Origin of the sequence: Cupriavidus lacunae, from assembly GCF_003353055.1 — a bacterium.
Classification (GTDB): Bacteria; Pseudomonadota; Gammaproteobacteria; order Burkholderiales; family Burkholderiaceae; genus Cupriavidus; species Cupriavidus lacunae.
Window position 1 is genome coordinate 151,321 of record NZ_QKWJ01000007.1, and the last position, 19,046, is coordinate 170,366.

At 66.8% G+C, this 19,046-nt stretch carries 18 protein-coding genes; 3 read left to right on the forward strand and 15 right to left on the reverse strand.

Going from position 1 to position 19,046, the window contains the following annotated elements:
* Positions 1-22 precede the first annotated feature (22 nt).
* From bamB to ndk, 8 genes are all read right to left on the reverse strand, one after another.
* A complete protein-coding gene (gene bamB / locus DN412_RS08935; protein ID WP_115014155.1) occupies positions 23-1,198 on the reverse strand; it encodes an outer membrane protein assembly factor BamB in 1,176 nt (391 codons plus the stop codon).
* A gap of 66 nt (positions 1,199-1,264) precedes the next feature.
* Positions 1,265-1,897 (reverse strand): tetratricopeptide repeat protein, encoded by a 633-nt coding sequence (locus DN412_RS08940; RefSeq protein ID WP_115014156.1) that lies wholly within the window; start codon positions 1,895-1,897, stop codon positions 1,265-1,267.
* A 56-nt stretch (positions 1,898-1,953) separates the two neighbouring features.
* Entirely contained in the window at positions 1,954-3,321 is a 1,368-nt protein-coding gene (gene hisS / locus DN412_RS08945; RefSeq protein ID WP_115014157.1) for a histidine--tRNA ligase, read from the reverse strand.
* Positions 3,322-3,360: 39 nt separating this feature from the next.
* A complete protein-coding gene (gene ispG / locus DN412_RS08950) occupies positions 3,361-4,653 on the reverse strand; it encodes a flavodoxin-dependent (E)-4-hydroxy-3-methylbut-2-enyl-diphosphate synthase (protein WP_115014158.1) in 1,293 nt (430 codons plus the stop codon).
* A 48-nt stretch (positions 4,654-4,701) separates the two neighbouring features.
* Positions 4,702-5,691, reverse strand: a complete 990-nt coding sequence (locus DN412_RS08955) for a RodZ domain-containing protein (RefSeq protein WP_115014159.1) — start codon at positions 5,689-5,691, stop codon at positions 4,702-4,704.
* The gene (gene pilW, locus DN412_RS08960; protein ID WP_115014160.1) at positions 5,684-6,463 is read right to left on the reverse strand and encodes a type IV pilus biogenesis/stability protein PilW; all 780 of its coding nucleotides are present in this window, start codon (positions 6,461-6,463) and stop codon (positions 5,684-5,686) included. The genes DN412_RS08955 and pilW overlap by 8 nt, the downstream gene beginning before the upstream one ends.
* Positions 6,460-7,614 (reverse strand): dual-specificity RNA methyltransferase RlmN, encoded by a 1,155-nt coding sequence (gene rlmN, locus DN412_RS08965; protein ID WP_078196830.1) that lies wholly within the window; start codon positions 7,612-7,614, stop codon positions 6,460-6,462. The genes pilW and rlmN overlap by 4 nt, the downstream gene beginning before the upstream one ends.
* Positions 7,615-7,663: 49 nt before the next feature.
* Positions 7,664-8,089, reverse strand: a complete 426-nt coding sequence (ndk, locus tag DN412_RS08970) for a nucleoside-diphosphate kinase (RefSeq protein WP_078196831.1) — start codon at positions 8,087-8,089, stop codon at positions 7,664-7,666.
* A 374-nt stretch (positions 8,090-8,463) separates the two neighbouring features.
* Between ndk and DN412_RS08975 the strand changes: the two genes are divergently transcribed.
* The gene (locus DN412_RS08975) at positions 8,464-9,168 is read left to right on the forward strand and encodes a Bax inhibitor-1/YccA family protein (RefSeq protein ID WP_078196832.1); all 705 of its coding nucleotides are present in this window, start codon (positions 8,464-8,466) and stop codon (positions 9,166-9,168) included.
* Positions 9,169-9,238: 70 nt separating this feature from the next.
* On the opposite strand, the gene rlmD is transcribed toward DN412_RS08975, so the two are convergent.
* The gene (gene rlmD, locus DN412_RS08980; RefSeq protein WP_244222599.1) at positions 9,239-10,543 is read right to left on the reverse strand and encodes a 23S rRNA (uracil(1939)-C(5))-methyltransferase RlmD; all 1,305 of its coding nucleotides are present in this window, start codon (positions 10,541-10,543) and stop codon (positions 9,239-9,241) included.
* A 257-nt stretch (positions 10,544-10,800) separates the two neighbouring features.
* Here rlmD and DN412_RS08985 point away from each other — a divergent pair, with 257 nt between their 5' ends.
* Complete coding sequence (locus DN412_RS08985; RefSeq protein ID WP_115014162.1) at positions 10,801-11,655, forward strand: endonuclease/exonuclease/phosphatase family protein; 855 nt, start codon at positions 10,801-10,803, stop codon at positions 11,653-11,655.
* A gap of 27 nt (positions 11,656-11,682) precedes the next feature.
* Here the strand turns inward: DN412_RS08985 and DN412_RS08990 are convergent, their stop codons facing one another.
* From DN412_RS08990 to surE, 5 genes are read right to left on the reverse strand one after another with little or no spacing between them, the layout of a single operon-like run.
* A complete protein-coding gene (locus DN412_RS08990) occupies positions 11,683-12,522 on the reverse strand; it encodes a 3'-5' exonuclease (RefSeq protein WP_115014163.1) in 840 nt (279 codons plus the stop codon).
* Positions 12,519-13,706 carry an RNA polymerase sigma factor RpoS gene (gene rpoS / locus DN412_RS08995; protein WP_078196836.1) on the reverse strand — a complete coding sequence of 396 codons (1,188 nt, stop codon included), beginning with the start codon at positions 13,704-13,706 and terminating at the stop codon, positions 12,519-12,521. The genes DN412_RS08990 and rpoS overlap by 4 nt, the downstream gene beginning before the upstream one ends.
* A 6-nt stretch (positions 13,707-13,712) precedes the next feature.
* On the reverse strand, positions 13,713-14,567 hold the full coding sequence (locus DN412_RS09000; protein WP_115014164.1) for a peptidoglycan DD-metalloendopeptidase family protein: 855 nt from the start codon (positions 14,565-14,567) through the stop codon (positions 13,713-13,715).
* Between the two features lie 8 nt (positions 14,568-14,575).
* Positions 14,576-15,496 carry a protein-L-isoaspartate(D-aspartate) O-methyltransferase gene (locus tag DN412_RS09005; protein WP_115014165.1) on the reverse strand — a complete coding sequence of 307 codons (921 nt, stop codon included), beginning with the start codon at positions 15,494-15,496 and terminating at the stop codon, positions 14,576-14,578.
* Positions 15,497-15,538: 42 nt separating this feature from the next.
* Complete coding sequence (gene surE, locus DN412_RS09010; RefSeq protein ID WP_115014166.1) at positions 15,539-16,291, reverse strand: 5'/3'-nucleotidase SurE; 753 nt, start codon at positions 16,289-16,291, stop codon at positions 15,539-15,541.
* 207 nt (positions 16,292-16,498) lie between these two features.
* Here surE and DN412_RS09015 point away from each other — a divergent pair, with 207 nt between their 5' ends.
* Positions 16,499-17,473 (forward strand): NADPH:quinone oxidoreductase family protein, encoded by a 975-nt coding sequence (locus tag DN412_RS09015; RefSeq protein ID WP_115014167.1) that lies wholly within the window; start codon positions 16,499-16,501, stop codon positions 17,471-17,473.
* A gap of 198 nt (positions 17,474-17,671) precedes the next feature.
* Here DN412_RS09015 and DN412_RS09020 read toward each other — a convergent pair whose 3' ends face one another.
* Entirely contained in the window at positions 17,672-18,730 is a 1,059-nt protein-coding gene (locus tag DN412_RS09020; protein WP_115014168.1) for a porin, read from the reverse strand.
* Positions 18,731-19,046 lie beyond the last annotated feature (316 nt).

The window sequence follows — 19,046 nt, forward strand, 5'->3', positions numbered from 1 at the left end:
CGCATTAGGGCCTGGCGCCCGGTCAGCCAGGCTGGAAACCGTAGACGTCGCCGTCGCGGGTCTGGATCACCAGGGTCTGCCCCGCCACTACGGGCGCGGCGGTGATGGCACTGCCATCGGTCTTCATGCGTGCGACGACCTGGCCGTCTTCGCGCGACATGAAGTGGACATAGCCTTCGAAGTCGCCTATCACCAGCGAGCGGCCCAGCGCCAGCGGCGCGCCCAGGCGGCGGTTGCGCAGGTCGGCGTTCTTCCAGCGTTCGGCGCCGTTCTGGCGGTCGAAGGCATGCACCACCGACTGCTCGTCGCTGGCGTAGATCGCATTGTCATCCTGCGCGGGGCCGCTCGGCGACGAGAAATCCTTGCCCCACTGCGGCTGGCCGCTGGCCAGCTCCAGGCAGGCGATCCGGCCCTGGAAGGTAGTGGCGCAGACCTGGCGGCCGCTGACCATGGGCAGGCCGGTGACGTCGTTCAGGCGCTCGATCTCCGACACGCCCTTCGGGTACGAGACCGCGCTTTCCCAGCGCAGCACGCCGTTACCCGGCGTCAGCACGCCCAGCTTGCCGCCGGGAAAGCCCATCACGATGCCGTCGCCGGCGAACACCATCCCCATCGCCGCACGCAGGTTGAGCGGGGTCTGCGAACGCTGGTAGATCCAGCGGCGCTCGCCGGTCTCGGCGTCCAGGCCGAACACGCGCGTGTCGGTGGTGCGCACCACCACCAGGCCGTTGCCGACCAGCGGCGCCGACAGCACCTCGCCGTTGACCTGTTTCTTCCAGATCTGCTTGCCGCTGGCGTCAAAGGCATAGACCGCGCCCTTTTCGCCCGCGACCGCGGTCACCGAACCATCGCTGCCCGGACCGGAGGTCAGGTCGACGTCGGTCTTGGCCTTCCACAGCAGGCGTCCGCTGGCACCTTCCAGCGCCATCACGTTGCCGTTGTTGGACGACACATAGACATTGTTGCCCGCCGCGGCCGGCTGCATCGAATAAGGGCCGCTCTTGCCGACATCGGCCTTCCAGGCCTGGCGCACCTGCAACGTGGCCGATACCGGCTTGAGCTCGGCGGGCGGGTGCTTGTTTTCCTTGCTGAACAGCGAGCAGCCGCCCAGTGCGGCCAGGCAGGCGGCTACCACCAGCGCACGGCTCATGGTGCGGGCGGGCTGGCGATGTACGGCACGGGAAAGCACTGACGTCATAGAATTACGGTCCTGTTTTTCGATCCGCGGGATAAACGGTATGGCACGAGTTCGGGAGCGGCCGGATCAGGCCGTGCCCAGCGCATCGAGCTTGAACTGGATGATCTGGCGCATCGCCGGCTCGGCCTGGTCCAGCTTGTCCAGCGCCTTGCGATAGGCCGTGCGCGCATCGTCGCGCTTGTCCTGTGCGGCGAGCAGGTCGCCGCGGCGGTCCGCATACAGCGCGGCGAACGCGGCCGGCGGCTCATCCTTGAGCAGCGCCAGGCCCTGGTCATAGGCCTTCTCGTCAAGCAGCACGCCAGCCAGGCGCACGCGCGCCAGGTGCGAATAGGCTTCATCGCCGTGGTCGATGGCCCATTGCAGCTGGCTCTTGGCCGCGGCCAGGTCGCCCGCATCGTACAGCACGCGGCCCGCGACCAGCGCGCTCATCGGGCCGTATGCGGTGCGGCCAAACTTGTCTTCCAGGTCGGTCGCGGCGCGCTTGATGCGCTCGACATCGCGTGCCTCGGCGGCCTTGAGCACCTGCTCGTACAGCACCGCGGCCTCACCGGCCTGCTTGCGCTCCCAGTACTTCCAGCCGTTCCAGCCGGCAAACGCCAGCAGCGCAATGATCAGCACCCAGGTCAGCGCATTGCCGTACTGGCGCCACCAGGTCTTCAGATTCTCAAGCTGTTCCTGTTCTTCTAGATCGTAAGCCATGTCGAGGCAATCACCTGCGTTGGTTGGATACTCGGGTACTGCGGTGGCGGCGCGCGTTATTCGCTGGCGCCGACCATGGCGTCGATCAGGTAATCGACCAGCCCTTCAGCCGGCACGGTGGCCTGTTGCCCACCGCCTTCGGCCTGATCGCGCTGGCGGAGTTCCTTGACCTGGACCACGCCCGCGGCCACTTCGTCGTCGCCAATGATAACGGCATAGGCCGCGCCGCTTGCATCCGCGCGCTTCATCTGCGACTTGAAGCTGCCGCCCTTGCCGTCCGGGCTGGCATGCAGCACCACGTCCAGGCCCGCGTCGCGCAGGCGCTCGGCGGCCACCATCGCCTGCTGCGCGGCCGCCTCGCCCTGGTGCACCAGGTAGACGTCGCAACCCACCGCTTCGGGCACCACGCCCTCTTCGCGGATCAGCTCGATGATGCGCTCGATGCCCATGGCCCAGCCGCAGGCCGGCGCCGGCTTGCCGCCCATCTGTGCGATCAGCGGGTCATAGCGCCCGCCGCCGGCGATGGTGCCCTGGGCGCCCAGCTTGTCGGTGATCCACTCGAACACCGTCAGGTTGTAATAGTCCAGGCCGCGCACCAGGCGCGGGTTGATCTTGAACGGGATGTTGTTGGCCTTCAGCAGGCGCTGCACGCCCTCGAAGTGCGCCAGCGACTCTTCGCCCAGGAAGTCGATCAGCTTGGGCGCGTTGGACGCCATCTCCTGCAGCGCCGGGTTCTTGGTGTCCAGCACGCGCAGCGGGTTGGTGTACAGGCGGCGCTTGCTGTCGTCGTCCAGGATGTCCCGGAAGCCTTCCAGGTACTTGATCAGTTCTTCGCGGTGCGCGGCGCGCTCATGGGCCTGCCCCAGCGAATTGAGCTCCAGGCGCACGCCGACCAGGCCCAGGTCGTCCCACAGGCGCTGGCACATCAGGATGATCTCGGCGTCGACGTCCGGGCCGGCAAAGCCCAGCGCCTCGGCGCCAAGCTGGTGGAACTGGCGATAGCGGCCGCGCTGCGGGCGCTCGTGGCGGAACATCGGGCCGGTGTACCACAGGCGCTTCGGGCCGTCGTACAGCAGGTTGTGCTCGATGGTGGAGCGCACGGCCGCGGCGGTGCCTTCCGGGCGCAGCGTCAGCTGCTCGCCGTTGAGCGAATCGGTGAAGGAGTACATTTCCTTCTCGACGATGTCGGTGACCTCGCCGATGCCGCGCACGAACAGCTGCGTATGCTCGACGATCGGCGTGCGGATCTGCTGGTAGCCGTAGGCGCGCAGCATGGCCCGGGCGGCATTCTCGAAATGCTCCCACAGCGGCGCGTCGGCCGGCAGCATGTCGTTCATGCCCTTCACGCCCTGCAGGGCTTTGGCGGGGCGTACCTTCGGTTCGGTCTTGGCGCCTTCGGCGGCCACGTTCTCGGATTGCGTCATTCTGTTCTTGTCAGGCTGCTGGCACCCGGCCGGTCCGGCTCAGGCTGCCACTTCTTTGTCGGTCCGCGCAGCGCCCGGGCCGTAATGCGTGCGAACGTATTCGTCTACGATCGCCTGGAACTCTTCTGCAATGCGCTCGCCGCGCAGCGTCTTCACCTTGACGCCGTCGACGAACACCGGCGCCGCGGGCGATTCACCCGAGCCCGGCAGCGAGATGCCGATATTGGCGTGCTTGCTCTCGCCCGGACCATTGACGATGCAGCCCATCACGGCCACGTCCATTTCCTCGACGCCCGGGTAGGCGGTCTTCCATTGCGGCATCTGCTCGCGCAGGTAGGCCTGGATGCTGGCCGCCAGCTCCTGGAACACCGTGCTGGTCGTGCGCCCGCATCCCGGGCATGCAATCACCATCGGGGTGAAATTGCGCAGGCCCATGGTCTGCAGGATTTCCTGGCCCACGTACACCTCTTTCTCGCGCGGCGCTCCGGGTTCCGGGGTCAGCGAGATGCGGATGGTGTCGCCGATCCCTTCCTGCAGCAGCACCGACAGCGCCGCGGTCGATGCCACGATGCCCTTGCTGCCCATGCCGGCCTCGGTCAGCCCGAGGTGCAGTGCGTAGTCGCAGCGGCGCGCCAGCTCGCGGTACACCGCAACCAGCTCCTGCACCTGCGACACCTTGCACGACAGGATGATCTGGTCGCCCGGCAGGCCGATTTCCTCGGCCTTTTTCGCCGATTCGATGGCCGAGGTGATCAGCGCCTCGATCATCACGCTCTGCGCCGGCCACGGCTCGGCGCGTCCGGCATTCTCGTCCATGATGCGCGCCAGCAGGTCCTGGTCCAGGCTGCCCCAGTTCACGCCGATGCGCACCGGCTTGTTATAGCGGCACGCCATCTCGATCATCTGCGCGAACTGCGTATCGCGCTTGGCACCCTGGCCGACGTTGCCCGGGTTGATGCGGTACTTGGACAGCGCCTCGGCGCAGGCCGGATAGTCCTGCAACAGCTTGTGGCCGTTGTAGTGGAAATCACCCACCAGCGGCACGTCGACACCCATGCGGTCAAGCTGCTCGCGGATCGACGGCACCGCGGCCGCCGCCTCGGGCGTGTTCACCGTAATGCGCACGATCTCCGAGCCCGCGCGCGCCAGTTCCTTGACCTGGATCGCGGTGCCGATGGCATCGACCGTGTCGGTATTGGTCATCGACTGCACGCGCACCGGCGCACCGCCGCCGATGGTCACGACGTTGTCGCCCCACGCGACGCGCGCCTGGCGCGTCTGACGGCGCGGCAGCGGGCCGGGCAGGACCGGGAGACAGAGCTGTTGGTTCATAGCGTTACCACCTTGCAAAGACGCACCTCGCCGCACCTTGCGCCCGCCTCAGGGCAGCGTCAGGCGCGCCACGTTGTTGCGGTTGGCTGCCTTCAGGTCGACCGGCGTGCCATTGCGCGTCAGCGACTCGACACCCTTGACGTTGCCGATCACCACCTTGTACGGAGCGGTGCCGCCGCCGGCCACGGTCTGGCCAGCCTTGGCGGTACCGCCCATGACGATCTTGCCGCTATTGTCCCGGATTTCATACCAGGTATCGGCGGCAAAACGGATCTGCAGTTCGCCCTCGCCTGCTGCCGCGGCAGGAGCCGTGGCGGCAGCGGGCACCGAGGCCGCTGCCGGGGCCGCCTGCGCGGCCGTGGCCGTGGCCGTGGCCGCGGGAGCTGCCGCGGCACTGGCCGGGACGGTTTCGGCGGACGGCGCCGGCGAATCGCTGGCAGCCATCACCGGCGGCAGCGCCGCGGTCACGGTGCCGGCTTCCGTGCTCTGGATCTCGGCGGCGGGCGCTTCGGCCTTCACCGTTTCGGCAGCGCTGCTGCGCGCATCGATCCATGCGCGGATATGGTCGAGCCCGAACCAGGCGCCCGCGGCCACCACCACCGCCACCAGCGCCAGCCAGACCCAGCGGCCGCCGCTGCCGCCGGAGCGGAAGCGGTTGCGGTCGTCGAAGGCCGCGTTGATGCCGCCTTCGCGCTGGCGGGCGATTTCCGCCACCTGCGCCACCGCGCGCGGCTGGAAACGCGCCAGCAGCGGGTCGATGTCGACATGCAGCATGCGGGCATAGGCACGCATCACGCCCTTGGCGAAGGTCACGTCGGGCAGCGCCTGCAGGTCGCCGGCCTCGATCGCGCGCAGCTTGCCTGCCGCCACCTTCAGCCGTGCGCTGACGTCTTCCACCGTCATCCGCTGCGCCTCGCGCTCGCGCGCCAGCGCTGCGCCGATCTCGCGTGCGGCAGCTTCGCGGTCTCCTTCGTGCGCGCCCCCGCCGACTTGTTGCGTCGGTACGGCCTGGCCTGCGGCGCGGTCGTGCTCACTCATCCCATGCTCCTTGTTCGTAGGCGGTCAACTCACGCGAGTCGGGGAAGCGGCTGCGCAGCTGCGCCCCAAGCGCATCCTGCGCGCGGCCGTCGCCCTCACGGTGGGCAATGCGCGCTCCCAGCCAGAGGGATTGCGCACTGACAAATTGGCTGTTGTTGACGCGCTGGACATACTGCCGGGCCTGCGCGAAGTCGCCGCGCCGGTAGAACACCAGCGCGAGGTTGGTGTTGGCCACCGGGTTGTTGCGGTCGTAGCCGAGCGCGGCCTTCAGGTTCTTCTCCGCCTCGGCACTGTGGCCCTGGCGCAGCTCGCACGCGCCCAGGCTGATCAGGGGCTTGGCCGGGCCGCCGGCCGACGGCGCCGACGCCGCGCGCTGCAGCATCGGCACGGCCTCGCCGTAGCGCCCTTCCTGGCACAGGAACCAGCCATAGTTGTTGAGCAGGTCGCCGTCGTTGCCACGCATCGACGCCGCGGTGCGGAAGCTGTCGTCGGCCAGCACCCGCTCGTTCATGTTCATGTAGATCAGCGCGCGCACATGGTAGGCATCGGCGAGCGACGGATCGATGGCGATGGCCTGCTTGATCTCGTCAAGCGCGACCGCATTCTGGCCGGCCTCGAGATAGTTGGTGGCCAGCTGCAGCCGGATGCCGGCGCGGCGCCTTGCATCGGTCTGGTCGGAAGCGGTCTGGAGATCCTGCGCCGGCGCATGCGGCAGCTGGCAGCCGGACAACATCAGCAGCCCGAAAAAGGCCGCAGCGATCAGACGGATCATGCAGGGCGAACCTCCCGAGGCTGGCCGTTGGCATTGACCGGCACCAGTGGCGTGATCTTGCCGAACTTGCCGCGTTCGGCCAGGCGCGTGCGGTCCTTCACTTCCCCGGCCAGCTGGCCGCAGGCGGCATCGATGTCGTCGCCGCGGGTCTTGCGGATGGTGGTCACGATGCCCGCGTCCATCAGCACCTGCGCAAAGCGCCGGATCTGGTCGTTGTTGGAACGCTTCAGGCCGGATTCGGGGAAGGGGTTGAACGGGATCAGGTTGAACTTGCACGGCACGTCGGCCACAAGCTTCAGCAGTTCCCGCGCATGCTCGACGCCGTCGTTGACGCCATCCAGCATGCAGTATTCGAAAGTAATGAAATCGCGCGGCGCGAATTCCAGGTAGCGGCGGCATGCCGCCATCAGTTCGGCCAGCGGGTACTTCTTGTTCAGCGGCACCAGCACGTCGCGCAGGGCGTCGTTGGACGCGTGCAGCGACACGGCAAGCGCTACCGGCAGGTCTTTGGACAGCCGGTCCATCATCGGCACCACGCCGGAGGTGGAGAGCGTCACGCGGCGGCGCGACAGGCCGTAGGCATTGTCGTCGAGCATCAGCCGCATGGCCGGCACGACGGCGTCGTAGTTCAGCAGCGGCTCGCCCATGCCCATCATCACCACGTTGGAGATGACGCGGTCATCCTTGGGGCCGCGGCCCAGTTGTTCGCGCATGGCGAACTCCGCCATCCACAGCTGGCCGATGATTTCACCGGTGCTGAGGTTGCGCGAAAAGCCTTGCTTGCCGGTGGAACAGAACCGGCAGTTGACGGCGCATCCCGCCTGCGAGGAAACGCACAGCGTGCCACGCGTTTCCTCGGGGATATAGACCGTTTCCACCGCGTTGCCCTCGCCCACGTCGAGCAGCCACTTGCGCGTGCCGTCGGCCGACAGGTTGTCGGTGATGGCGGCGGGCGCACGGATCTCGGCCCGCGTCGCGAGCTTTTCGCGCAGCGACTTGGCGAGATCCGACATGGCGTCGAAGCGGCTGGCACCGTAGTGGTGGATCCAGCGCTGCAGTTGCCGCGCACGGAACGGCTTCTCGCCGAGCTCGCCGCAATAAGCGGTGAGCGCGTCCGCGTCGAGGTCGAGCAGGTTGACGAGAGCGTTCATGACGGCAAACTCAGCTTCGGTATCAGTCTAGTCCAGCAGCGCCAGGCAATCAGCGGCTGTAGACGTTCATGCCCGGGAAGAAGAACGCCACTTCCACGGCAGCCGTTTCAGCGGCGTCCGAACCGTGCACGGCGTTGGCGTCGATGCTGTCGGCGAAGTCGGCGCGGATGGTGCCCTTCTCGGCCTTCTTCGGGTCGGTGGCGCCCATCAGGTCGCGGTGCTTGGCGATGGCGTTCTCGCCTTCCAGCGCCTGGATAATGACCGGGCCGGAAACCATGAAGTCCACCAGGTCCTTGAAGAACGGGCGCTCCTTGTGGACGGCATAGAACTGCTCGGCTTCGCCGCGCGACAGATGCACCATCTTGGCAGCAATGATCTTCAGGCCGGCGGCCTCGAAACGGGCGTAGATCTGGCCAATCACGTTCTTGGCCACGGCATCCGGCTTGATAATCGACAGGGTGCGTTCGATCGCCATGAAAAACTCCGAAAAATGAAGGGGTTACAAATGGATTAAACGTGCGATTCTAGCACGAAGACTATGACCCTTTCGAGGGTCTTCCCTGCTCTGGCGCGTGTCTGGCCGCCCCTGCGGCACAAGCCGGCACAAAGTATTCCAGAGCGCACATTACAACCTTGTCATGCCGGGAACGCGGCGCCCCGGCTAACATCCAATGTGAGCGGCGTCGAACGGACGTAAAACCAGTGCGGAGTGCCCTTTGAATTACTCCGCCCTTGCAATTCGGCCTACCCGATGCCACATTGACGATGGTTCCGTCCGGGGTCCATGCGAATCTTCGCAACCGAAGCCTCGAATCCCCGGCGCCTCACCGTTTTGAGACAGGAGTCACCATGGATAACAAGCTGAACACCTACGGTTTCGGCAATAGTGCGTCGACCGTCACTGACGTCGTCGTTCGCAACCGGGTCTTGCGCAACACTTACTGGCTGCTGGCCCTCTCGATGATCCCCACCGTGCTCGGCGCGTGGATCGGCGTGGCCAGCGGCTTCAGCCTCATGGCGGGCAGCCCCGGACTGTCGCTGATCCTGTTCCTGGGCATCGCGTTCGGGTTCTTCTACGGCATCGAGAAGACCAAGAACAGCAGCATGGGCGTGGTCCTGTTGCTGGCATTCACGTTCTTCATGGGCCTGATGCTGTCGCGCCTGATCGGCGCGACGTTGCAGTTCTCGAACGGGCCCGCGCTGATCATGTATGCCTTCGGCGGCACGGCGGCGGTGTTCGGCACGATGGCCACCATCGCCACGGTCAGCAAGCGTGATTTCTCCGGCCTCGGCAAATTCCTGTTCGTCGGCGTGATCCTGCTGATCCTGGCCAGCGTTGCCAATATCTGGCTGCAGCTGCCGTCGCTGATGATCACGGTGTCGGTGATCGCGATCGGCATCTTCTCGGCGTACATCCTGTTCGATGTGCAGCGCGTGGTGAACGGCGGCGAGACCAACTACATCACCGCCACGCTGGCGATCTACCTGGACGTGTACAACGTCTTCGTCAACCTGCTGGCGCTGCTGGGCATCTTCGGCGGCAGCCGCGACTGACGGCAACCGCCCCCGCAGCATGAAAAAACCGGCCTGATGGCCGGTTTTTTCTTTGGGCACACCTGCGCGATCAGCCGCGATCGAATACCGCGATCGACTCCACGTGCGAGGTATGCGGGAACATGTTGACCACGCCCGCGCCGGCGAGGCGGTAGCCCGCCTCGTGCACCAGCAGGCCGGCGTCGCGCGCCAGCGTGGCGGGGCTGCAAGAGACATAGACGATGCGCCGCGGCAGCACGTCGCTGCCCTGCTGCGCCAGTTCGCCAAGCGCCTTGCACACGGCCAGCGCGCCTTCGCGCGGCGGATCGACCAGCCAGCGGTCGAAGCGGCCCAGCGCAGCAACGTCCTCGGCCGTGACCTCGAACAGATTGCGGCACGCAAACTCGGTCCTGGCCGCCAGCCCGTTGTATTCGGCATTGGCCAGCGCACGCGTGGTCAGGGCCTCGCTGCCTTCGATGCCCATCACCGACTTGCCCTGCGTGGCCAGCGGCAGCGTGAAGTTGCCGATGCCGCAGAACAGGTCGAGCAAGCGGTCCTGCGGCTGCGCATCCAGCAGACGCAGCGCGCGGCCGATCAGCACGCGGTTGATCTGGTGGTTCACCTGGGTGAAGTCGGTCGGCTTGAACGGCATGCGGATGCCGAACTCCGGCAGCGTGTAGGCCAGCTCGGCTTCGGCCGGATAGAACGGGTAGACCGTGTCCGGGCCCTTGGGCTGCAGCCAGAACTGCACCTGGTACTGGTCGGCAAAGGCGCGCAGCAGGTCCTTGTCGGCATCGGTCAGCGGTTCCAGGATGCGCAGCACCAGCGCGGTGACTTCCTGGCCCACGGCCAGTTCGATCTGCGGCATGCGGTCGCGGATCGACAGCCCGCCCACCAGCTCGCGCAGCGGCACCAGCATGGCCGACACATGCGGCGGCAGGATCTCGCAGCGGGTCATGTCGGCCACGTAGCTGCTCTTGCGCTCATGAAAACCGACCAGGACCCCGCCCTTCTTGGCCACGTGGCGCACGGTCAGGCGCGCGCGGTAGCGATAGCCCCAGTCCGGGCCGGCGATCGGGCGGAACACCACGTCGGGCTTCACCTTCGACAGGTGCCACAGGTTGTCTTCCAGCACGCGCTGCTTGATCGCCAGTTGCGCGCGCGAGTCCAGATGCTGCATCGAGCACCCGCCGCAGACACCGAAGTGCTGGCAACCGGGCTTCACCCGCATCACCGATTCCTGCCGGATCTCGGCCAGGTGGGCCTGCTCGTAGCTGGGCTTGCGGCGGTAGCTGCGGTAGCTGACGGTTTCGCCGGGCAGCGCGCCCTCGACGAAGATCACCTTGCCGGGCGTGCCATCCTCGTTCACCAGGCGGCCGACACCGCGGGCCTCCATGTCGAGGCTGTCGATCGATACCACGGGATCGGCCGCGGGGGCGCCAGCGTCGGCGGCAGCGCGGACACGGGACTCTTTTGCGACGGGAGCAGCACCTTGATCGGCAACAGCGGCCGGGGCTGCCGGCGTTTCTTGGGGAGAGGACACGGCTTGGGACACCAGACGAAACCTGACGTATTGTTTTGCGAAAGCGGGATTGTATGCCAGACCGGGCCGGCACCGGTGGCAGCGTCCCGCCGACGTGACGGAGACGGCAAATGGAACTGATCTCGTGGAATATTCAGTGGGGCCGTGGCGCCGACGGGCATGTCGACCTGGGCCGCCAGGTCGACACCCTGCGCGGCATTGCCGACGCCGACGTGATTTGCCTGCAGGAGGTCACGCGCGGGTTCGGCGAACTGCGCGGTAGCCCTGGTGACGACCAAGTAGCGGAGTTGACCGCCCTGCTGCCCGGCTACCACCTGCTCTATGCGCCGGGTGTCGACCGGCGCACCGCCATCGGCGGCCGCAAGCAATTTGGCAACCTGATCGCCACGCGCCTGCCGGTGCGCGAAGTCTTCCGCCATGCGCTGCCCTGGCCGGCGGACCCGCAGGTGGCGTCGATGCCGCGCGTGGCCCTGGAAGCCACGGTAGAAGTCGGCACCCGGCGGCTGCGCGTGATCTGCACGCACCTGGAGTATTATTCGTCACATCAGCGCGCCGCCCAGGCCGAAGCCTTGCGCAACTGGCACGCCGAAGCCTGCGACCAAGCGCGACGCCCCGGCCGCAGCGAGCAATGGCCAGGCCCGTTCACGCCCGAGCCACGCCCGTCAGAGGCCGTCCTGTGCGGTGACTTCAACAGCAAACCCGACGATATCGCCTATCGCCGCGTGCTCGAGCCCTTTGACGATGCCACGCCGCCCTGGCGCGATGCCTGGTTGCACACGCATCCCGGCCAGCCGCATGCGCCCACCTGCGCCCTCTACGACAAGGAGCAATGGCCTGAGCCGCCGTTCGCCTGCGATTTCATGTTTGTGACAGGGAACCTCGCCGGGCGCATCCGGCGCTGCGAGGTCGATGGGGATACCGCCGGCTCGGACCACCAGCCGATCCTGCTGTCGCTGGATCTGTGAGTCCGTGCCGGCGGGACGCCGGCGCCCTCAGTCTTCGAGGTCTTCGGCTTCCGGCGTGAGACGCTGCAGCCGGAACGCCTGCAGGTATTCCATCCACTGCTCGCCAGGCAGCTCGGCCAGCGATTCCTGGACGAACTCCATCTCGATGTCGAACTCGCGCGGCGAGAGCCCGCCGCGCATCAGCTGGAAGCGGCAGTACATCAGGTAGGTGTTGACGACGTCGGTCTCGCAATAGGCGCGGATCTCGTCGAGCTGGCCGGCCTGGTAAGCGTGCCATACCTTGCTGCCGTCCATCCCCATCTTGCCCGGGAAGCCGCACAGCTTGGCCAGGTCATCCAGCGGCGCGCTGGCGCGGGGCTGGTACATCGCCAGCAGGTCCATCAGGTCCAGGTGCCGCATGTGGTAGCGGCTGATGTAGTTGTTCCACTTGAAGTCGCGGCTGTCGTCCTCGCGGCCCTCGCCCATTTCCCAGTAGCGCGGCGCGGTGACACCGTTGACCAGGCCGCGGTAGTGCAGCACCGGCAGGTCGAAACCGCCGCCGTTCCATGAAACCAGTTGCGGGCTGTAGCGCGCGATCAGTTCATAGAACTTCTGGATCAGCGTGGCCTCGCCGTCTTCGGGGGTGCCCAGCGAGCCGACATGAAACACCGCCGAGCCGTCGCGGTGCGTGCGGCGCAGCACGCAGGAAATCGCGGCCACGCGCTGCAGGTAGTGCGGGAGAAAATCGCTGCCGGTCTTTTCGCGGCGGGCGGCAAACGCATGCTCGGCGACTTCGGCGTCGCTCATCGCATCGGGATGGTCATGCAAACGGCGCAGGCCGGCGACATCGGGAATGGTCTCGATGTCGAATACCAGCACAGTGGTCATAGAACGGCGTCCTTCCTGACACCTTGCGAAGCGAAATGCCGCTTGAGCTTGACCAGCGCCTCCTGCTGGATCTGGCGCACGCGCTCGCGCGTCAGGCCCATCTCCTCGGCAAGCTCTTCCAGCGTGGCGGGCTCGATATGGTTAAGGCCGAAGCGGCGCTCCACCACATAACGATGCTTTTCCGACAGGCGCGCCAGCCAGAGCTTCATCAGCCCTTCCAGCTCGCGGTGCGCCACCTCCTGGTCGGGGGCGGCGTTGTGCTCGTCGGAGAGGAAATCCAGGAGGCTCGAGCCAGGATCGAGATCGAACGGCGTATCGAGCGAGGTGGTGTGTTCGTTGAGTGCCAGGACGTCCTGCACTTCGTCCGGCGTCTTGCCCAGCAGGTGGGCGATGTCTTCGAGGCTGGCGTCGCGCCCGTCGGTGCCGCCCTTCTCCAGATGGCGCTTGGCGCGCAGCACCTGGTTGAGTTCGCGGATCACGTGGACCGGCAGGCGGACCGTGCGCGCCTGGTTCATGATGGCGCGCTCGATGCTCTGGCGAATCCACCAGGTCGCGTAGGTCGAGAAGCGGAAGCCGCGCGACGGATCGAATTTCTCGATCGCGTGCATCAGGCCGAGGTTGCCTTCCTCGATCAGGTCGAGCAGCGGCACACCACGATTGAGGTAGCCCTTGGCGATGCTGACCACCAGCCGCAGGTTGCGCTCGATCATGACCTGGCGCGCGGCAAAGTCGCCGTCCTTGGCCAGCGTGGAGAAATGCAGCTCTTCCGGCGCCGACAGCAGCGGCTTGATGCTGATGCGGTTCAGGTAATGCTGGACCGTGTCCGCGGCCAGCTCGGTATGCAGTACCGTGCGGAAATCGTCATGCTCGGCGGGGGCGCCGTCGGTGCCATTCTCCGCGCTTTCCTCTTCCTCGTCCTCAGAGTCGTCCTCGTCGTCGTCGCGCAGTTGGCGCTCGCTGCGCTCACTGTCGTCGGCAAGCAGGTCGGCCTCGCGCAGGCCCACTGAAGTGGACGTGGCGATAGGCTCGTCGGTCACGGGAATCAGCTCGGCCGCGAGATCAGGCTCGAAGCCTTCCGCATCGGCGCGCTCGTCGGGATGTGCCACACCAGCCTTCACTTCCGGCTGCTTGGGACGGCGCGCCCTGCTGACGGTTCCGGAGGAGACAGTTTTCTGGCGTGGCATGAACCCTCACTGTGGCGGCAGGTACCGCATCGGATCAACCGGTTTTCCGTTCTTGCGAACTTCGAAATGAAGCTTTACCCGGTCGGTATCGCTGTTGCCCATCTCCGCAATCTTCTGGCCCTTTCGGACCGTGGATTGCTCAGTCACGAGCACCTTGTCGTTGTGCCCGTAAGCAGTAAGAAATGTCTCATTGTGTTTGATGATGACAAGATTCCCGTAGCCGCGCAAGGGGCCTACGTGAATCACCCGACCGTCATCCGCGGCCAGCACCGCATCACCCTTCTTGCCCGCAATATCGATGCCTTTATTGCCTTTGTCGTCGAATTTAGCAACCATCTGGCCGGTTGCCGGCCAGGCCAGCTTCATCGAACCGTCGGCGACCGGCGCCGACGCGGCCGCGGCAGGCGCTGCCGCCGGTGCCGCGGCGGCGACCGGCGGCGTCACCGGCGTGCCCACCGGGTGGGCCTGGTCGATCGGCTGGGCCTGCACCGTGCCCGGCACCACCGGCATGGTGGCCACGCCAGGCGCAGTGTTGACGTCGGCACCCGGCGGCACAATGCGCAGCAGCTGGCCGACCTCGATCTGGTTCACATTGGTCAGATTGTTCCACGCTGCCACATCGCGATACGACTGGCCGTTTTCCAGCGCGATACGGTAAAGGGTATCGCCTCGCTTGACCCGATAGTATCCCGGGGGTGCCGGTTCCTGCGTCGCGGCCGTGGTACCGGAAGTGGAGGTACGGTCAACGACCGGCGCCGGCATCGGCGAATTGGCGCAGGCGGCCAGCAGGGCCGTGAGCGCCGAAGCCGCAAAAAGTTGTCCGGCGCGTGCGAAATATTGCGATTTCACGATGTTGTGCATAGTTCGACTCAGATGGTGCCCGATTTTAAGGGCACAAAGAAAACGGCTTCAAGCGCGGTTCTGTGAAAGCGATGGCGGTTGCGTCGCTCGATCAGTAACAGCTGCTGTGTAACGGTCTGGCCCGGCACGCCCGCCGGCGGCACTACCGCCACCGGGGCGATCAGGCGCCCGCCCACGGCCAGCTGCTCGAGCAGCGCCTCGGGCACCTCCATGCCCGCGGCGGCCAGGATGATGGCCGAGAACGGCGCGGCCTGGGGCAATCCCAGCATGCCGTCGCCATAATGCAGGCGCAGGTTGGGCACGCGCAGCGGCCGCAGGTTCGCCTTGGCCTGCTCATGCAGCGGCCGGATGCGCTCGATCGAGAAGACTTCGCGCGTCACCTGGGCCAGCACCGCGGCCTGGTAGCCGCAGCCGGTGCCGATCTCCAGCACCCGCTCCAGCGGCGTATCGGCGGCCAGGCCCTCGCGCAGCAGCTCGATCATGCGCGCCACCACCGACGGCTTGGAGATGGTCTGCTGGTGGCCGATCGGCAGCGCGGCGTCTTCATACGCCTGCGATGCCAGCCCCGGCTCGACGAACAGGTGGCGCGGCACGGTGGCGATGGCTGACAGCACACGCTCGTCGCGAATGCCCCCGGCGCGCAGCCGCGCCGCCAGTGCAACCCGCGCCCGTGCCGAGGCCATGCCGCCACCACCGGCGGTGGCCGCCGAGGCGCGCTGCTCGACCGCGCTCGCAGGCACCGGCGCGGGCGCCGGTGCCGCGGTGCGCGGCAGGCGCGGCTTGGCCGGCTTGGCCGACGTGGGGGTGGGCGCGGCCGGCCGCGGCACGCCCACGGCGGGCATGCCGGCGGTGCGGGCGGGTGCGGGCTTGCGTTCGACCACCGCATCCAGCGGCAGCGGAAACTTGTTGCGAGGGGGCGTGGAACTCATCGGGGGCGCGACACAGCGATTCTGCGGCTCAGGACCGGCGGCCTACTTCAGCCACTGGTCGAGCGCATCGAGCTGCCCGCGGTGGGTCAGGTCGAGCTGCAACGGTGTGAGCGAGACAAAGCCCTGCGCGGTCGCGTGGAAATCGGTGCCCTCGCTGGCATCGCGCGCATCGCCCGCCGGGCCGATCCAGTAGTTGGTGTCGCCGCGCGGATTGACCTGCGTGATCACCGGCTGCGACGGATGGCGCTTGCCCAGGCGCGTGGCGCGGTAGCCCTTGATATGTTCGAACGGCAGGCTCGGGATATTGACGTTGAGCAGGAACGGCTCGGCCGGCGGCGTGCTGATGATGCGCTCCACCACGGTGCGCGCCACGCGCGCGGCGGCGTCCAGGTGTTCCCAGCCCTTGTCCACCTGCGAGAAGGCCACCGACGGAATCCCCAGCAGGTAGCCCTCGATGGCGGCGGCGACGGTGCCGGAATACAGCACGTCCTCGCCCATGTTCTGTCCCTGGTTGATGCCTGACACCACCAGGTCGGGTTTTTCGTCGAGCAGCCCGGTCAGCGCGATATGCACGCAGTCGGTCGGCGTTCCGTTAACGAAGCGAAAACCTTTTTGCACGCCTTCGCGCGCTTCGTAGATCGACAGCGGGCGCTGCAGGGTCAGGGAATTGGAGGCGCCGCTATGGTTCTGCTCCGGCGCGATGACCGTGATCCGGCCCAGCGGCGCGAGCGCAGCATGCAAAACGGCCAGTCCCGGCGCGAGATAACCGTCGTCGTTGGCGAGAAGGATATGCATGGCGCGATTGTACCTGAGCGCGCGGGCACAAGCGGCCCGCGCGCCGCCCTGAAAGCGCGTTTCTGACGCGGTATGCAGGCCACAAATAACCGCCCCCACAGCTTCGGCATGGAACTGAACGACCGTGCTATTACTGCGCTACACTTGCCCTGCCCGCCCGCATAAGCTTGACTGTTGCGGAATGCCACCAATATCACCGGAGACAAGATGAAAGCCGTACTGTGCAAAGCCTGGGGCCCGCCCGATTCGCTGACCATCGAAACCCTGCCCGACCTGGTGCCGGCCAAGGGCGAAGTGGTCATCGACGTCAAGGCGGCCGCCGTCAACTTCCCGGATGTGCTCATCATCCAGAACAAATACCAGGCCAAGCCTGAATTGCCGTTCAGCCCGGGCTCGGAGCTGGCCGGCGTGGTCAATGCGGTCGGCGAAGGCGTCACCCACGTCAAGCCGGGGGACAAGGTGATTGCCTACCTGGGCAATGGCGCGTTCGCCAGCCAGGCCAAGGCGCCGGCGGCCTCGGTGGTGCCGATGCCCCCAGGCATCGACTTCGAAACCGCGGCGGCCTTCACGCTGACCTACGGCACCTCGCACCACGCGGTCATCGACCGGGGCGAGCTGAAGGCCGGCCAGACCATGCTGGTGCTGGGCGCGGCCGGCGGCGTGGGCCTGGCGGCGATCGAGATCGGCAAGGCCATCGGCGCGCGCGTGATCGCGGCCGCCTCGACCGACGAAAAGCTGGCGGTGTGCAAGGAGCACGGCGCCGACGCGCTCATCAACTACAGTACCGAGGACCTGCGCGAGCGCATCAAGGCGCTGACCGACGGCAAGGGCCCGGACGTGATCTACGATCCGGTGGGCGGCATCTATGCCGAACCGGCCTTCCGTTCGATCGGCTGGCGCGGCCGCTACCTGGTGGTGGGTTTCGCCAACGGCGAGATCCCCAGGCTGCCGCTGAACCTGGCGCTGCTCAAGGGCGCCTCGCTGGTAGGCGTGTTCTGGGGCGACTTTGTGCGGCGCGAGCCCAAGGCCAACCAGGCCAATATGGCGCAGATGCTGGGCTGGATGAAGGAAGGCAAGATCCGCCCGCATATCTCGGCGCGCTATCCGCTGGAGCAGGCTCCGCAGGCGCTCAAGGACATGGAAGCGCGCAAGGTCACCGGCAAGATCGTGATCGTGCCCTGAGCGGCACGCACGCCGGCGGCGCTCCGCTCACTGGCAAGCCCGCCGGTAAAAGAAGGGCGCAAGGCGTGCGGCTACGCCCTGCGCCCGGCTGAGGCAACACGCCTCAAGCTGCCGGCCACCCTGGATGGCGCACACCCATGCGCCAGGCGGCTGGCAGTTCCCAATCAGGCAAACGCGGCCAACGCGGCCGTCCTACCCTCAGAAGCGATGCTGCAGGCCGGCCATCACGCCGGTCTGGTTGCTGCCGAAGCCGACAAAGTCGCGCGAGACGCTGACTTTCTGGCCGTTGCGTGCCTCGGCATAACCCACCGACAGATAAGCCAGCGTGCGCTTGGACAGCGCGTACTGGCCGCGCAGCGAGAACAGGATCGGGTCGGCATTGCTGCCGCCCTTGATGTTCTGCTTGTAGACCGCGCCGTACAGCGTGAACGCCGGCGTGAAGTCATAGCTGGCGCCGCCCCAGTACATATCGCTGCGGTCATCCGGCGCACCGGGGGTGAAGGTGCGCTTGTAGTTGCGGTAGCCGGCGTACAGCGCCAGGTTGCCGAAGTCGTAGCTGGCACCCGCATGGATGCCCTGGATGTAGTTGGTGCTGTCGGCCGGCGTGGTGCTGCTGCCGGCGCCGTTCTGCCGGTCCCAGGTGGCGGCCGCGGCAAACTTGCCGGCGTTGTAGCCCACGCCCAGCGCGTACTTGGACGAACTCTTGAAATCCCCCGCCACTTCGCCCATCGCCACGGTCGCGCCCAGCTTCAGGCCGCCGAAGCTGCCGTCATAGCGGATCGCGTTCGAGGCGCGCGAGAACAGGCCGTCCTTGCGGCCGCCGGTCGCGGTCGACGAGGTGGCCCACGAATAGGCCGGCGCGTAGCCCATCGGGTCAAACGGCAGCATGAAGTCGTAGGTCGTGGTGAAGGTGCGGCCCAGCACCACCTGGCCGTAGCGGCTGGACAGGCCCACCGTGGCGCGGCGGTCGAACAGCGTGTTGTCGGTGTCCAGCTTGCCGGTGTCGATGGCGATGCCGCTTTCCAGGGCGAAGATCGCCTTCAGGCCGCCGCCCAGGTCTTCGCTGCCGCGAATACCCCAGCGCGAGGTGTTCTTGCCGCCCGAGGTCAGTTTGACCGCCGAGCCTTCGGGGCCCGCGTGGCTGACATATTCGATGCCGGCGTCCACCAGGCCATACATGGTCACGCTCGATTGGGCGGATGCCGACCCGGCCGCAGCCAGACCCATCGCTGCGAATGTCATTGCCGTACGCTTCATGCTCTCTCCTTGCTTGTGCTTGTTGTGGTAATCGTTGGCGCCGTCGTTGGCGCTGCCCCGTCAGGCGAAGGATTGCCGGCTGAATGGCGGCCACCCGTCATGGCCGCGGTCCGCCCCGTGCGGCGGGTGGCCGGCGGCGGCGTCCAGCGCGGTTGTCTCCTGCTCGCTGTTGCTGGTTATGGCGCCCCGCGCGATGCGGGACGCTGGAATGGGCCGGATGGTAGGGGACGCGCACTTTCAGTTCGCTTTCGGAATGCAGGCTTTTCGCGGGCACGGCGCGGCTGCGGGCTTAGTGGTTTCCCTAGCTTCAAAGCAG